A 14,651-nucleotide genomic window follows, 5' to 3' on the forward strand; every position below is an offset into this window, starting at 1 on the left:
CGGCCTCAGCTGCCCTCGATCGCTCTGGCCAGCACTTCGTCCACCTGTTCCGGCGAGGCCGGCTTGAGCAGGTGGTGGTCGAAGCCTGCGTCCCGGGTCCGGGCCCGGTCTTCCTGCGCGCCCCATCCCGTCAGGGCGGCCAGGCGCAGCCTGTCCAGGCCGGGCAGGGTGCGCAGCGCTCGGGCCGCCTCGCAGCCGTCCATCTTCGGCATGCCGATGTCGAGGAAGGCCAGGTCCGGCTGGAAGGCGGCGCCGGCCTGCACCGCTTCTTCCCCATCGTAGGCCAGGCGCACCTCGTGGCCCTTCGCACGCAGCAGGTGGGCCAGGGTGTCGGCTGCGTCCACGTTGTCGTCCGCGACCAGCACCCGCAGCGCCCGCTGCGCCGGTGCGGCCTGGATGGCGGGCGCCGGCTGCCAGTGCGGTGCCGGTGTTGCGGCAAGCGGCAGCCGGACGGTGAACGTGCTGCCCTGCCCCGCGCCCTGGCTGGACGCGCGCACGCTGCCGCCATGCAGCCCCACCAGGTGACGCACCAGGGCGAGGCCGATGCCGAGGCCGCCCTTGGAGATGCCGATGCTGTGCGACGCCTGCGAAAACATCTCGAACACGCTATCGAGGGATTCCTGCGCGATGCCGATGCCGGTGTCGCCGACGGTGATGACTGCTTCAAGGCCCTCGGTCTGGGCGCGCATCGTGATGCGGCCGTGCGGCGGCGTGTACTTGGCCGCGTTCGACAGCAGGTTGCTCAGCACCTGGCTCAGGCGCACCGCATCGGCGTCGATCCAGACCGGCTGCTCCGGCACGGCGATGTCCAGCACGTGACGGGCCGCCTCGATGGCCGGCATGCTGGTCTCGACCGCGCTGCCGACGACGGATTGCAGGTCAAGGCGCTCGATCTTGAGCACCACCTTGCCGCTCGAGATGCGCGCGATGTCGAGCAGGTCGTTGATCAGGTGGACCATGTGGCCGACCTGGCGCTCCATCGTGGTGCGGAGTTTTTCCATCAGGGCCGGATTGGCGCCGCCCATGCGCAGCAGTTCGAGCGCGCTGCGGATCGGCGCCAGCGGGTTGCGCAGTTCGTGCGCGAGGGTGGCGAGGAATTCCGACTTGCGCCGGTCCGCCTCCACCAGGGCTTCGGTGGAGCGCACCCGCTCGATGTGGGCCCAGCAGCGATCGACCACGGCCTCCACCAGTGCAATCTCGTCCTGGGTCCAGGCGCGCGGATGGCGCTGGTGCACGGCCATCATGGCCATCAGGCGGCCCTGTCTTACCAGCGGGCAGCAGATGATGGCCTTGATGCCGATCTGGTTGAACATCTCGAAGCCATCGCCCGGCGCCAGTTCGCGGTCGACGTCATCGATGGCGAGTGTCTTCCCGACACGCAGCACCGAGGTAGCGCGCGAGCCAAACAGGTCGAGTGAATACACGCCCACCGTGCTCAGCGCGCCATCCACCCGCCAGTCGTGGCGGATGGTGAAGCGGTCGTTGTCGGGCTCCAGGTCGGCATAGGCGACCCGGGTCACGCCCAAGTACTCGCCGAGCAGCCGGGTGCTGTGCTCCATGATCGCTTTCGGGTCGGCGGACTCGCGCGTGGCCTCGCCGATCGCGTCGAGCAGGCGCAGGCGCGCTTCGACGTGGCGCCGTTCGGTGATGTCGATGCCGGTAGCGGCAATGAAGAGCAGCTCGCCACGCTGGTCGCAGACCGGCGCGATGACCAGGTCGGCAAAACGCCTGGCGCCGCTCGCCACGAAAAACGGCACTTCAGCGCGGAAGGTCCGGCCGCGGGCCGCGTCCTCGACCGCCTGGCGAATTTGTCCTGACAACTCCGCCGAAGGTTTCCACCAGCCGCCCTCGTGGAAAGGTAGCCCGACCTGCTGCTCGCGCACGAAGCCGCAGCCTTCCACGGCAATGCGGTTCACCTCGAGCAGCCTGCCGTCCGGCGCCATCAGGCCGGCGAAGTGGCTGCCCTGCTCGAAGAAGGTATGGAATTTGGCGTTCTCGCGCGCGGCCGCTATCGCCTCGAGCGCCATCGAACGCGTCGACGCCTCGCTCTCCTTGCGGTGGGTGATGTCCTGGCTCGAACCGATCAGGCGCAGCGCCTGGCCGGCGCTGTCGTGCATCAGGCGGCCGCGTGTGGCGATCCAGCGCTGGCGGCCGTCGGCCAGACCCACGGTCCGGTATTCGGACTGAAATTCTGAATGGCCGCCGTCCCCGCGGATGGGCGTGGCCAGCAGGGCCCGCGCCTCCGCCACGACCCGCTCGCGGTCGTCCGGATGCAGGGCCGCCACGACCATGTCGGCCGAGACTGCGCCCGGCCCGATGCCGAAATGGCCGCGCGCGCGCGCGTCGCATTGGATCGCGCCCGTGGCCGGCTCGTAGTCGAACATGCCGAGCCCCGCGCTGTCGGTCGCGATATGCAGCTTCCCGACGCTGGTCGCCACCGCATCCATGGCCCGGTCGCGCTCCTGCTGCGACCGGACCTTGCCGGTGGTCTCGCTGCAGACGCACAGCACGCCGGCGATGTCCCCGGTTTCGCCGCGGATCGGGCTGGTCGAGAAACTGGCATAGACCTCTTCGGGAAAGCCGTTGCGCGTGAGGGTGAAGCGCTGGTCCTCGGCAAAGATCGATTCCCCGCGCATCGTCGCATCCAGCATGGGCCCGACCTCGTGCCAGACCTCGGCCCACACGATGTGAAAGGGCTGGCCCAGCACCGCGGGCACGTCGAAGGTCTTGGCTCCCAGGATCTGGCGGTAGCCGTCGTTATAGAGGAGCAGCAGGTCCGGTCCCCAGGCGACGTACATGGGGTGGCGGGCGCCCAGCATCATGCTGGTGGCGGTACGCAGCGATTGCGGCCAGGTCTCGAGCGCACCCAGCGGCGTGGCCGCCCAGTCGAAGGCGCGCAGCAAGGCGCCCATGTCGCCGCCTCCCAGGGCGAAACGCGGGCAGCCGGTGTCGGAATGAGGTCGTTCTGGTTCTGGCATGTCTGATCGGGGTCGGCCTGGCTGGATGCGAGGCAGAACGATACCATCTTGCGCCGCCGGACGATGCCGGACTGGCCACTTGTGCACTGCACGGTATCTTTTTATCGGTAACCCGCACTATCATGGGCTACCACAACCACCCAGCCGGATACCATGTCGCCCATCCCAGCACTTGCCGCCCTCGCGCTCTGCCTTGCCGCTGCTCCCGTCTTCGCTCAGGCGCCCGCCACGGCCGCCGTCGACGCCACGCCCGCCAGGCAGGTGAACAGCGTCACGACGAGCGACGGCGTCGCCCTCGCCTATACCCAGTCGGGCCAGGGCATCCCCTGCCTCTTCGTGCATGGCGGACCCGGCGCGGGCAGCGAAGTGGTCGAGACGCTGGCGGGCGAGATGCTCGGCAAGCACTTCCGCATGATCTGGCTCGACCAGCGCGGCAGCGGACGCTCGGCCGGCGACCCGCAGAAGAACTATGCGCTCGAGCGCGTGGTGCAGGACATGGAGGAGCTGCGGTCGAACCTGAAGATCGACAAATGGGTCCTGATGCCGCACTCGTTCGGCGGCATCATCGCTACCGCCTATGCCCGCAAACATCCGCACCGGGTCGCCGGCATGGTGCTGATGAACAGCATCCTGAGCCTGCCGGCCTCGATGGAAAGCACCGCCAGCCACGGCTATACCCTGCTGCCGGCGAACGCGCGCCCGCCGATGGATCCGGCCGCGCCCCTGCCCCAGCGTTTCGGCATGGTGATGGCCATGCTGGGCCAGACGAAGCAGACGGGCAGGCTGATGTACGGCGACCCGGCGCTGGAAGCGCGCGTCGGCGCGGCCATGAAAGGCCTGGCCGCCAACCGCGATTTCGCCGCCACCCTGTTCTCCAGCGGCGCGATCGCGCCCTACCTGGAAGACATGGCGCCCGCCACCGCGGCCCTGACCATGCCGGTGCTGGTCGTCGCCGGCCGCGAGGACCATGTGGTCGGCGTCGAGCACTACAGGAGCTTCCGCTTCCCGCGGCAGCAGGTGGTACAGGTAGCAGGCCGGCACTTCTCGATGCTCGAGCAGCCGCAGGAAGTGGACAAGGCGCTCGCCGGCTTCGTGCCGACGCTGGCGAAGCAGTAGACGCAGGGCCATGGCGGCTGCGCGGAAAATCGGCTATCGTTCAGCCATTTCCGCCACCGCCACCGCCGACGATGATCGCCCCTCCCATACCGGAGAACGAACAGGAGCGCCTCGCCCTGCTCTACGAGCTGCTCCTGCTCGACACCCCGCCCGAACGCCGCCTCGACAAGATCGTCGAGTTCGCGGCCGGCGAGTTCGACGTGCCGATCTGCCTGATCAGCCTGGTGGACGCCAACCGCCAGTGGTTCAAGGCGCGCGTCGGCCTCGACGCATGCGAAACCCCGCGCGACGTCTCCTTCTGCGCCCATGCCCTGGGCGGAGAGAGCCTACTGCTGATCGAAGACACGCTGCAGGACCCGCGTTTCCGCGACAATCCCCTGGTCACCGGCGCGCCGCATATCCGTTTCTATGCGGGCGCGCCCCTGATCATGCGCGACGGCCTGGCGATCGGCACCCTGTGCCTGATCGACACCCGGCCGCGCACCCTGGATGCAGTCGCGGTGGCGATCCTGCGCAGCCTGCGCGACCTGGCCGTGCTCGAGCTGGGCGCGCAGGGGGTGGAGGCCGGCGATGCCTAGCGCCGCGCCGCTGCACATCCTGCTCGTCGAGCCCGAGCACCTGCTGCGCCGGACCGTCGCGCTGACCGTACGCAGCCTGGGCACGGCGGAGATCATGGAAGCGGCCACCTATCCGGTCGCGCACGAGCTGTGCGCCCGGCGCGGCTTCGACGGCGCGGTGATCGCGCTCGAGTGGCCGCTGTCGCAGGAACAGCACCGCGGCCTGACTCTCATCCAGCAGATCCGCTCGGGCGACAGCGCCAGCTTGCCCTCGATCCCGATCGCAGTGCTGATCGAATCCTGCACCGCCGAGACGATCCAGCTGCTGCGCTCCTGCGGGGTCGGCCGCATCCTGATCAAGCCCTTCCGGGTGCGCGACGTGGTCGACACGATCGACGGCATGCGCATCGGCGCCAGCGACTAAGCAGCCGGCAGCTCGATCACGAAGCGGGTGCCCTTGCCCGGCGCGGTGGTGAAGGAGATCGAACCGCCGTGTTCCTCGATGATCGCCTTGCTGATCGCCAGCCCCAGGCCGCTGCCGCCGCGCGTGCGCGAATCGGCGCCGTCGGCCTGGGCGAAGCGCTCGAAGATACGCGGCTGGAATTCGGGCGCGATACCCGGCCCCTCGTCCAGCACGGAGAGGCGCACCTTGCCGCCGGCCTGCGACAGGCCCAGCGTCACGGCGTGGTACTTCGGCGTGAACTTGATCGCGTTCGACACCAGGTTGGTCAGCACCTGTTCCATCCGGTCGGGATCGATGGCCGCCGCGATGTGCCCGGCGCCCGCCGCCCAGTCGCGCCGCAGAATTACGTCGCCCTGGCGCGCCTTGGCCTCCATCGCAGCCAGGGCCCGCTCGGCCACCGGCAGCAGCGGCTGCGGGATGCGCTCGAAATCCATCCTGCCCGATTCGATCTTCTGGATGTCGAGCAGGTCGTTCACCATGCGCACCAGCCGCTCGCTGCTCTGGCTGGCGATCGCCGTGAGGCGGGCCGCATCCGGCGGCAGGTCGCCCGCCATGCCGTCGGCCAGCATCGACAGCGATGCCTGGATCGAGGTCAGGGGCGTGCGCAGCTCGTGGGAGACGGTGGAGACGAATTCGTTTTTCAGTCGCTCGACCTTCTTGCGCCCGGAAATATCGTGCAGGAAGACGCTGAAGAAGGCATCCGCTCCCTGGCCTGCCAGGCCGGCCGTCATCTCGATGGTGAATTCGCGGCCCTGACGGTCGATGACGGTGCGTTCCAGGCGCTGACCGAGCAGGTCGAGGTGCCCTGAGCTCCGGAAAGCGTGCAGGGCCTTGCCGAAGCTTGCGCGGTAGCGCTCGGGCAGCACCAGCTCCGACAGGGGCCACCCCACCGCCTCCTGGCGGCGCCAGCCGAACATGCGCTCGGCGGCGCCATTCCAGTCGAGGATCAGGCCGCGCTGGTCGACCGCGATGAAGGCGTCCTGCGCCGCCTCCACGATGGCATTGATGCGCTGCTCGCTGGCCTGCACGGCCGTCAGGGCCCGCTCCAGGTCGCGCGTGCGTTCTTCGACGCGATGCTCGAGGTTGGCGTTCAGGTCGCGCAGCGCGGCGCGTTCCGCCACCAGATCGCGCACGAGGCTGTTGAGTGTGCCCGACAGCGCCTGTACCTCATAGTAATCCTTCGCATTCGGCACCAGTTCCACGGCCTCTCCGCGGCCCATGCGCTCGGCCGATTCTGCCAGCGCGCCGAGAGGGCGGGTAATGCGGCGCGCGACCAGCACGCCGGCCACGGAGAACAGCACCGCCAGCGCCGCCCCGCTCCACAGGGCCCGCTCGCGCAGGCGCCGCACCGGAGCGTAGGCGTCCTGGATTTCCTGGCGCACCAGCACGGTCCAGCCCAGGCCCGGATAGGCGCCGCGCCCGACCGTGGCGCCATAGCCGACCAGGTAGGAAACCCCGTCCTCCCACTGCTCGACCAGGTAGCCGCTCTTCCCCTGGCGCGCCAGCTGCAGGCTGCCGGGAGCGATCGTCTTGCCCTGCAGGGCCTTCGGGCCGAGCAACACCACGCCTTCGCGACTGACGATCAGCGCTTGCACCCGGCCCCGCGCTTCGACCGGGGCGATGATCGAACGTTCCACGTCCTGTGCCCATTGCCAGGACAAATGCACGCCGAGCACGCCGGCGAGCTTGCCGCTCATGTCCGCGTAGGGGAATGCGACGTCGACGAAACGACGTGGCTCGCCCTCCACGCCTGGCAGCAGCTTGGCCAGCTTCACGGCTTCGTGCACGTCGCCGACGTTGATGTTGGCCAGGGCGTTCTTGAACCAGGGCCGCGAAGAGACGTCCACGCCCTCCAGCAGGCCGCGCGCCTCGACGATGACCCGGCCGTCCAGGCCCGTCAGGCCGATCCAGTCGTAGTACCCATAGGTACTCTGCATATCGGCCAGAATCTGGCGGCGCTCATCCATGCTCACGGTCGGGTCGCGCAGGCCGCGCCGCTTCGCCATCAGGCTGACTTCGCGGTAACGCTCGGCCATCCCCCGGTCGAGCTTGTCGGCGGTCTGGATCGCCAGCTCGGCCAGGCCGTGGCCGATGCTGTCCTTGACCTGTTCGGTCGAGGCGCGCTCGACGATTTCGACCAGCGCCAGCGTCAGGACCACGGTCAGCAGGGAGAATGCCAGGGCCAGCCAGGCGCCCAGGCCGCGGCGCCGGCGTTTGACAGGAGAGGGAGCGGGAATCGTGTCCATGATGCCTCAGGAGAAACTTTCCGCCAGCGTAACACAGCGCGGCCACCGCCGGGGCCGCCGCACGGGCGGCGCGGATTTCCGGTAAACTAGGCGGTTACCGCACTACGCATCAAGAGACACGACATGCCCGCCACCTCCGCCACTTCCGCCGCCCCGGCCAACGAGCAGCTGCTCGACTACGTCGCCTCGTGCGCCCTGCCGACGCCGTGGGCGCAGTTCACGCTGCACGCCTTCGTCGAGCATTCGACCGGCAAGGAGCACCTGGCGATGGTGCTGGGCGATATTGGCGACGGCGCGCCGGTGCTGGCGCGCGTGCACTCGGAATGCCTGACCGGCGACGTGCTGTTCTCGCAGCGCTGCGACTGCGGCGCCCAGCTCGAGGGCGCGCTGCAGCGCATCGCCCAGGAAGGCCGCGGCATCCTGCTCTACCTGCGCCAGGAAGGACGCGGCATCGGCCTGGTCAACAAGATCCGCGCCTACCGCCTGCAGGACGCCGGCGCCGACACGGTCGAGGCCAACCTGCAGCTGGGCTTCCACGCGGACGCCCGCAACTACGAGCTGTGCAAGCCCATGCTGGCGCAGTTCGGCGTGAAGAAACTGCGCCTGATGACCAACAACCCGCGCAAGATCGACGCCCTGACCCGCCTGGGCATCGAGGTGAGCGACCGCGTGCCCCTCCTGGTCAACCGCAACGCCTTCAACAACAGCTACCTGAACACCAAGCAGGCCAAGCTCGGCCACATGATGACGCCGCCCGCCGTGCCGGCGGACCAGGCGCCGGCCCCGGCCGCCGCTCCCGACGTGATCTGATCCGCCGGGTTTTTCCGGCCCTAACGCGCGCACCGGGCGCGCTTCCGATGGCAAGATAGGCACTCCTCCTGCCAATGATCGGAATGCATGAAAAGGTTTGCCGCCGCCCTCCTGCTGTCCTGCCTCGCCGCCGCCGCGCTCACGGCGCCGCAGTCCGACCAGGCCAGGGGCAATCGCGCGGCCGCCCGTCCTTCCGCCGCCGCTCCCCCTCCCGCCCCGCCGCCGCACCTGCCGCCGCAAGCGCCGCCCGGCGCCACCCCGCCCGCGCCCGCGCCGGGTGAAATCGACACCCAGGACGCCCTGCCGCCACCCTCCTCGGCCGCCCAGGACCTGTACTCCTCGGCGCGCGGCGACCTGCTGCAGATCCGCATGCTGCTCAAGAACGGACGCACCCAGTCCACGGTCGGCTCGGGCTTCCTGGTCGGCGAAGGCGACCTGGTCGTCACCAACTACCACGTGGTCTCGCAGATGGCGCTCGACCCGGACGTCTACACCGCCGAGTACGTGGACACCGACGGCAACAGCGGTCCGGTCGAGCTGATGGCGGTGGACGTGCTGCACGACCTGGCCGTGGTGCGGGTCGACCGGCAAGGCAGCGGCTTCTTCAAGATGCCCGAGCGGCCCCTGAAGCTGAGCCAGGGACAGCGCCTCTACTCGCTCGGCAACCCCCTCGACCTCGGCTTCGCGATCTCGGAGGGCGCCTACAACGGCGTGGTCACGCGCAGCTTTTACGACCAGCTGATGTTCGGCGGCCCGATCAACTCGGGCATGAGCGGCGGGCCGAGCGTGACCGACAGCGGCACGGTTGCCGGCATCAACGTGTCGAAGCGCCGCGACGGCGAATCGGTGAGCTTCCTGGTGCCGGTCAAGTATGCCCAGGAGCTGCTGCGCAAGGTAGCGCGCCAGCCTGCGCCCCCGAAAGACTTCAATCCCCTGATCGCCGAGCAGCTGCTGGTGCACCAGCGCGCCATGGTCGACCGCCTGCTGGAGGAGCCGCTGTCGATCAAGAGCATGGGGCCCTATCTCGTGCCGGTGCGCGAATCCGGCCAGCTGCGCTGCTGGGGACGTTCCAACGTCAAGGCCGAAACCGCGTATACCTCGGACTCGATGAGTTGCGCGATGGAGTCGGCCATCTACGTCTCTGCGCAGCAGCAGACCGGACACGTGGCGATGACCCACCAGTACATCCGCTCGGACAACCTGCACCCGCTGCCCTTCGCGGCCCTGGCCAGCCGCCTGTTCCGCACCACGCGGCTGGGCAGCGCTAGCTCCGAACGCATGACCAAGCCGGTCTGCACCGAGGGCTTCGTGCACACCCGCACCCTGCCGCTGCGCGCCGTCACCTGCGTGCGCGCCTACCGCAAGTTCGAGGGCCTGTACAACTTCACCCTGCTGACGGCGAGCACCGACGCCGCCGAATCGAGCCTGCAAAGCCGCCTGGACGTCGCCGGCGTCTCGTACGAGAACGGCATGCGCGTGACGCGCGCCTTCCTCGGTTCCTTCGGGCGCAACGTCAGGCGCGCCCCCGCCCCCAGGGACAAGCCATGAGCGGGCCCTGGACCGTCGAGATGCTGGCCCGGAACGGCGAAGTACTGCACCGGCACCGGGCGCCCGCCCTGCCGATCCGCATCGGCCGCGCCTACGACAACGACTTCATCCTCGACGACGAGTATGCCGCGGCCCACCATGCGCTCATCGAGGCGGCTCCGGATGGCGGCCTGGTGCTGCGCGACCTGGGCAGCCGCAACGGCGTCGTCCATGGCCGCAAGCGGGTGCAGCAGCTCCTTCTTTCCGGCGACACCGTGGTACGGCTCGGCCACACGTCGCTGCGCGTGCGGCCCGCCGACTTCCCGGTGCCGGCCGAGCTGCGCGACCGCACCATGCACGGCTGGGAAGGCCTGCTCCCCGGCGCCGTGGGCGTGCTGCTGGCCGGGCTGGTGGCCCTGCTCGTCACCTGGCTGTTCGACGCCCAGCCCTTTCAGCTGCTCAACTACGTGCTTGCGCCGGCGGCAGGCATCGGCGTGGGCCTCCTGTGGAGCAGCCTGTGGGCTTTCCTGAACCGCCTGTTCGGGCGCTATACGCGCCTGGGCCGCCACCTGTTCATCTTCGGCTGCGGCATGGCGGCCCTGGTCGGCTTTCGGCTGCTGGCGGCGGTGGCGGCCTATGCCTTTTCCTGGGAGTGGCTGACGCGCTACGGCTCGCACGTGGCCGTGGCCACGGTGGCCGGCATCATCTACTTCCACCTGGCGACCATCAAGCCGCCGCTGCGCCGGCGCCTGCGGACGCTATGCGCGGGCGCAGCGGTGCTGGCCTCGAGCCTGGTCCTGATCGTCAACCAGCAGCGCCACGGCCGCGTCGCGGACGAACTGTACATGTCGGTGCTGCTGCCGCCGCAGCTGCGCGCCAGCCTTGATACCACCGTGGCCCAGCACATGGCGCAGGTGGAGGCCATGCGCAGGGAGCTCGACGCCGAACGCGAACACAAGGCCGGCGGCCACTAGGGTCAGCATGGCGCTTTGACAAGCGCGGGCGGATGCTGGAAGATCGGGCATCCCAACAGCCCGTTCACCGATGAACTCCACCCGCAGCAAGATCGCCTTCGGCATCGCCTGGGTCCTGTTCTGGACGCTGATGATGCTGGTCGCGGTCGAAGACTACCGGCGCGACGGCGGCACCGCCTGGTGGCAGCCGATGCTGTGGGAAGGCTCGTCGGCGATAGTGGCGACGCTGCTGCTCTTCATCCAGCGCCGCATCGGCGCCCGCTACAACCACCTGATCGCCACCCCCTGGCGCTGGTTCGCGATCCAGGCCTGCATCGTGCCCCTGTACTGGATCGCCTTCGTGCCCCTGGCCTTCGGCATCCGCCACGCCGTGTATGCACTGGCAGGCAGCAGCTACGACCATGAGCCCTGGGGCCAGGTCTTCGTCTACGAGTCGCTGAAGATCACCGTGTTTGCGGGCCTGTTCACCGTGATCGCCTTTGGCTTGCTGTCCTGGCGCGAGCTGCTCGGCGCGAAGCTGCGCGCGGAACAGGCCAACGCCCTGCTGCGCGAGGCCCAGCTGCAGTCGCTGGCGCGCCAGATGCAGCCACACTTCCTCTTCAACGCCCTCAATACCATCTCCTCGCTGATGCACACGGACGTGCAGCGCGCCGACGCCGTGCTGGTGCAGCTGTCGGACATGCTGCGCGCCGCGCTGGCGCTGGGACAGCGGCCGCAGGCGACGCTGGAAGAAGAACTGCGGCTGGCGCGTGCCTATGCCGGTGTGATGGAAGGACGCTTCGACGGCCGCGCGCAGGTCGACTGGCGCATCGACGAGGCCGTGCTGGGCGTGCTGCTGCCGGCCATGAGCGTGCAGCCGCTGCTCGAGAACGTGTTCAAGCACACCGTCGAGCGGCGGCGTGCGCCGACCCGCATCCTGGTCAGCGCCGCGCGCGAAGGCGACTCGCTGGTGCTGCGGGTCGAGGACGATGCCGGGCGGCTCGAGGCCGATCAGGCCGGGGATTCCGGCATCGGCCTGGCCAACCTGCGCGCTCGCCTGGCCGCGCTGCACGGCGAACGCGCCAGTCTGACGCTGAGCCAATTGGCGCCCGGCGGCGTACGTACCGAAGTGAGGCTGCCGTGCGCATCCTGATCGTCGACGACGAGCGCCCGGCGCGCGATCGGCTGCGCCGGATGCTGGCGCTGGAAGCAGGCATCGACGCCATTTTCGAAGCGGCCGATGCGCATGAGGCGCTGCGCTGCCTGCCCGCATGCCAGCCGGACGCCCTGCTGCTCGATATCGAGATGCCGGAGCTGTCGGGCATCGAACTGGCCGCTTCGCTCCCGGAACCGGCCCCGCTGGTGGTCTTCGTGACCGCCTACGACGAATACGCCCTGCGCGCCTTCGATGCGAACGCGATCGACTACCTGCTCAAGCCCTTCGACCAGGCGCGCCTGCGGCGTGCGCTGGATCGCCTGCGCGAGCGCCTGGCGGCCCGTTCGCATGGGAAGACGGCTGCGGCAGCAGGCATGCCGCCGCGCCAGCTGCTGGTGACGGAACGCGGCGCTACCCGCGTGGTGCAGGTGGACGACATCGAGTGGCTGGAGACGGCGGACAACTACGTCGTGCTGCATACGGCGCAGGGGGCGCCGCTGCTGCGGCAGACCTTGTCCGGGCTCCTGGCGCAGCTGGGCGAGAGCTTCGTGCGCTGCCACCGCCGCGCTGCGGTGCGGGTGAAAGCGGTGGAGCGCATCGTCCCGCTCGACAAGGGCGACTGCGAGCTGGTGCTGCGCAGCGGCGCGGTCGCACCATGCAGCCGGCAGTTCCGGCCCGCGCTCATGGCGGCGCTTGGCAACAACCCTGACAAACCTTTTATTCAGGAATAGGAACATTCATTACACGTTGGCATGCGGCCCGAGTTCTGTTTCGCGCAGCCATGCCGCCATCTGCTCCTCTCGGGGAGCTTGTTGCGACTGGTCCGAGCCTGGGGAAGAATTGGATACCAACTTGCTACACTGCGAGCGGTCAGAAATGCCGCTGGGACATTGATATGCGCCTGAACAAGAGGATCATCACACGCCGATTCATGCTACGCGAATTCCTGCCCGAAGATGTCGAACAATTCGTTGCTTATCAAACAGATCCTGCCTTCACCATCTTTCACCGGCAAGACGAATTGGGAGACGCTCAGGCGCAGCGCGTCTTTCAGCTTTTCCTGGATTGGCAGGAGTCTAGCCCTCGCTACAACTACCAACTCGCAATTTCGCCGCTAAATGATGACTCCAAGCTCATCGGAAGTTGTGGCATCCGGATGGATGGATGCGTGCAAGGCGAGGCAGTGTTCGGCGTCGAATTGGCGCGTCCTTATTGGGGGCGTCACCGCTATCCTCAGGAGATTTCGGAAGCATTGATCGGCTGGGGATTCGATGAATTGAAGCTGTCTGCCTTGATTGCGGACACAGCATTCGAGAACACCGCTGTCGCACGCCTGGCTGAATCGGCTGGATTCGTTCGCACGCATGCGGGTGACAAGCAGTGGTGGCACCTCGACCGGTCTGCCTGGATTGCGAGGCGCGCCCGGCAGGGATAGAGGCGGCATGAGCGTGATGCGTCGACCGGGTGAGCGTATGGCCGAGGACCCGCCGCTGGAGTATGCGCAATGCCGTCCTGGGGACGAATGCCGTTTCACCCCACCGCAGGTCCGCTTCGCCCCAAACCGCTCGGCAGAAACGCGCGCCTGCGCAATGCTGGCAGCTCTTCGAACAACGAGAGCGAGCCATGAACAATACCGATCTTTCCCCCAGCGCGCGCCTGTACTTCCTCGACTGGGTGCGCATCCTTGCCTTCTTCCTGCTGATCCTCTACCACGTCGGCATGTACTACGTGACATGGGGCTGGCACGTGAAGAGTCCCTTTGCCAGCACCGGCCCGGAACCCTTCATGATGCTGTCCTCGCCCTGGCGGCTGGGACTGCTGTTCTTCATCGGCGGCGTCGCCGCCAGCATCATGCTGCGCAAGACCGGCACTGCGCCCTTCCTGAAGCGGCGCAGCCTGCGCCTGCTGGTGCCGCTGGTGTTCGGCATGCTGGTGATCGTGCCGCCCCAGGCCTATTTCGAGGTGGTCGAAAAGCTCGGCTATGCCGATGGCTACGGCGCCTTCATGGGCCTCTACCTGCAGGGCTATGGCGGCTTCTGCCAGGATGGCTGCCTGAAGCTGCCGACCTGGAACCACCTGTGGTTCGTCGCCTACCTGTGGATCTACACCATGCAGCTGGGCGGCCTGGTAGCGGCGCTCGGCCCTCGCTTCGACCGCATCGCAGCGCGACTCGGCGCCCTGCTGCGGGGGTGGAAGCTGATCGTCCTGCCGGCCGCCGTGCTGGCGCTGGCGCGCATCGCCCTGGTCGAGCACTTTCCGACCAACCACGCCGTGGTGGGCGACTGGTGCAACCATGCGATGTCCTTCCTGCCCTTCCTGCTCGGCGCCCTGGTCGCGCGGGTGCCGGGCTTCTGGAGCCGCCCGGCGCCGCTGCGCTGGCATGCGCTCGCCATCGCGGCGACCTGCTGGACCTGCTGGGTGATGTGGGACCACGTCACCTGGGACAACGCGACCCCGGCCGCCGTGGCCGTGCTGCGCCCCGTCATGGTTAGCGTGTATGCGCTGATGGCATGGTGCGCGACGGTGGCCGCCTGCGGCTTCGCCGTGCGCCACCTCGACCATGACAGCCCGGCGCGGCGCTACCTGAACGAGGCGATCTTCCCCGTCTACATCCTGCACCAGACACTGATCGTGGTGCTGGCGCATGCGATGAAACCGCTGCGCATCGCGCCGGGACCGGAAGCGCTCATGCTGGTGGTACTGACCACGACCCTGAGCTTCGGCATCTTCGAGCTGGTGCGCCGGGTGGGGGTGCTGCGCCCGCTGTTCGGGTTGAAATTCGAGCGGGCGGCGCAGGCGACCGTGCTCCCGGTGACGGGCACCGTCGCCCACGCCGCCGGCTAGC

General features: G+C 68.5%; 12 protein-coding genes. 10 read left to right on the plus strand and 2 right to left on the minus strand.

Annotated features, from left to right (window positions below; genetic code table 11):
- Positions 1-5 precede the first annotated feature (5 nt).
- Positions 6-2,978, minus strand: coding sequence for an ATP-binding protein (locus ACQ7JA_RS06525; protein ID WP_430895748.1), 2,973 nt, complete (start codon positions 2,976-2,978; stop codon positions 6-8).
- 153 nt (positions 2,979-3,131) lie between these two features.
- On the opposite strand from ACQ7JA_RS06525, the gene ACQ7JA_RS06530 reads away from it, so the two are divergent.
- From ACQ7JA_RS06530 to ACQ7JA_RS06540, 3 genes are all read left to right on the plus strand, one after another.
- Positions 3,132-4,094: an alpha/beta fold hydrolase gene (locus ACQ7JA_RS06530; RefSeq protein ID WP_430895750.1), complete on the plus strand. Its 963-nt coding sequence runs from the start codon at positions 3,132-3,134 to the stop codon at positions 4,092-4,094.
- A gap of 71 nt (positions 4,095-4,165) precedes the next feature.
- Positions 4,166-4,672, plus strand: coding sequence for a GAF domain-containing protein (locus ACQ7JA_RS06535; protein WP_430895752.1), 507 nt, complete (start codon positions 4,166-4,168; stop codon positions 4,670-4,672).
- The gene (locus tag ACQ7JA_RS06540; protein ID WP_430895754.1) at positions 4,665-5,075 is read left to right on the plus strand and encodes a response regulator; all 411 of its coding nucleotides are present in this window, start codon (positions 4,665-4,667) and stop codon (positions 5,073-5,075) included. The genes ACQ7JA_RS06535 and ACQ7JA_RS06540 overlap by 8 nt, the downstream gene beginning before the upstream one ends.
- On the opposite strand, the gene ACQ7JA_RS06545 is transcribed toward ACQ7JA_RS06540, so the two are convergent.
- Positions 5,072-7,360 carry an ATP-binding protein gene (locus ACQ7JA_RS06545; RefSeq protein WP_430895756.1) on the minus strand — a complete coding sequence of 763 codons (2,289 nt, stop codon included), beginning with the start codon at positions 7,358-7,360 and terminating at the stop codon, positions 5,072-5,074. The two genes, ACQ7JA_RS06540 and ACQ7JA_RS06545, sit on opposite strands and share 4 nt — an antisense overlap.
- 123 nt (positions 7,361-7,483) lie before the next feature.
- Here ACQ7JA_RS06545 and ribA point away from each other — a divergent pair, with 123 nt between their 5' ends.
- The 7 genes from ribA (at position 7,484) to ACQ7JA_RS06580 (ending at position 14,650) form a co-directional block, all read left to right on the plus strand.
- Positions 7,484-8,170, plus strand: coding sequence for a GTP cyclohydrolase II (gene ribA / locus ACQ7JA_RS06550; RefSeq protein WP_430895758.1), 687 nt, complete (start codon positions 7,484-7,486; stop codon positions 8,168-8,170).
- Between the two features lie 87 nt (positions 8,171-8,257).
- Positions 8,258-9,718 carry a S1 family peptidase gene (locus ACQ7JA_RS06555; RefSeq protein WP_430895760.1) on the plus strand — a complete coding sequence of 487 codons (1,461 nt, stop codon included), beginning with the start codon at positions 8,258-8,260 and terminating at the stop codon, positions 9,716-9,718.
- Positions 9,715-10,671, plus strand: a complete 957-nt coding sequence (locus tag ACQ7JA_RS06560; RefSeq protein ID WP_430895762.1) for an FHA domain-containing protein — start codon at positions 9,715-9,717, stop codon at positions 10,669-10,671. The genes ACQ7JA_RS06555 and ACQ7JA_RS06560 overlap by 4 nt, the downstream gene beginning before the upstream one ends.
- Before the next feature lie 70 nt (positions 10,672-10,741).
- Positions 10,742-11,803 (plus strand): sensor histidine kinase, encoded by a 1,062-nt coding sequence (locus tag ACQ7JA_RS06565; RefSeq protein ID WP_430895764.1) that lies wholly within the window; start codon positions 10,742-10,744, stop codon positions 11,801-11,803.
- Positions 11,791-12,537 (plus strand): LytR/AlgR family response regulator transcription factor, encoded by a 747-nt coding sequence (locus ACQ7JA_RS06570; RefSeq protein WP_430895766.1) that lies wholly within the window; start codon positions 11,791-11,793, stop codon positions 12,535-12,537. The genes ACQ7JA_RS06565 and ACQ7JA_RS06570 overlap by 13 nt, the downstream gene beginning before the upstream one ends.
- Before the next feature lie 164 nt (positions 12,538-12,701).
- Positions 12,702-13,241 carry a GNAT family N-acetyltransferase gene (locus ACQ7JA_RS06575; RefSeq protein WP_430895768.1) on the plus strand — a complete coding sequence of 180 codons (540 nt, stop codon included), beginning with the start codon at positions 12,702-12,704 and terminating at the stop codon, positions 13,239-13,241.
- A gap of 188 nt (positions 13,242-13,429) precedes the next feature.
- A complete protein-coding gene (locus tag ACQ7JA_RS06580) occupies positions 13,430-14,650 on the plus strand; it encodes an acyltransferase family protein (protein ID WP_430895770.1) in 1,221 nt (406 codons plus the stop codon).
- Position 14,651: the final 1 nt, after the last annotated feature.

Origin of the sequence: Massilia sp. BKSP1R2A-1 (assembly GCF_050586525.1) — a bacterium.
Classification (GTDB): Bacteria; Pseudomonadota; Gammaproteobacteria; order Burkholderiales; family Burkholderiaceae_D; genus Telluria.

What these genes read in the sequence shown, in the direction of transcription:
- ACQ7JA_RS06560 (WP_430895762.1), top strand. Translation starts at nt 9,715, where the DNA reads ATGAGCGGGCCCTGGACCGTCGAGATGCTGGCCCGGAACGGCGAAGTA.
- ACQ7JA_RS06565 (WP_430895764.1), top strand. Translation starts at nt 10,742, where the DNA reads ATGAACTCCACCCGCAGCAAGATCGCCTTCGGCATCGCCTGGGTCCTG.
- ACQ7JA_RS06555 (WP_430895760.1), top strand. Translation starts at nt 8,258, where the DNA reads ATGAAAAGGTTTGCCGCCGCCCTCCTGCTGTCCTGCCTCGCCGCCGCC.
- ACQ7JA_RS06545 (WP_430895756.1), bottom strand. Translation starts at nt 7,360, where the DNA reads ATGGACACGATTCCCGCTCCCTCTCCTGTCAAACGCCGGCGCCGCGGC.
- ACQ7JA_RS06535 (WP_430895752.1), top strand. Translation starts at nt 4,166, where the DNA reads ATGATCGCCCCTCCCATACCGGAGAACGAACAGGAGCGCCTCGCCCTG.
- ACQ7JA_RS06575 (WP_430895768.1), top strand. Translation starts at nt 12,702, where the DNA reads ATGCGCCTGAACAAGAGGATCATCACACGCCGATTCATGCTACGCGAA.
- ACQ7JA_RS06580 (WP_430895770.1), top strand. Translation starts at nt 13,430, where the DNA reads ATGAACAATACCGATCTTTCCCCCAGCGCGCGCCTGTACTTCCTCGAC.
- ribA (WP_430895758.1), top strand. Translation starts at nt 7,484, where the DNA reads ATGCCCGCCACCTCCGCCACTTCCGCCGCCCCGGCCAACGAGCAGCTG.
- ACQ7JA_RS06530 (WP_430895750.1), top strand. Translation starts at nt 3,132, where the DNA reads ATGTCGCCCATCCCAGCACTTGCCGCCCTCGCGCTCTGCCTTGCCGCT.
- ACQ7JA_RS06525 (WP_430895748.1), bottom strand. Translation starts at nt 2,978, where the DNA reads ATGCCAGAACCAGAACGACCTCATTCCGACACCGGCTGCCCGCGTTTC.
- ACQ7JA_RS06540 (WP_430895754.1), top strand. Translation starts at nt 4,665, where the DNA reads ATGCCTAGCGCCGCGCCGCTGCACATCCTGCTCGTCGAGCCCGAGCAC.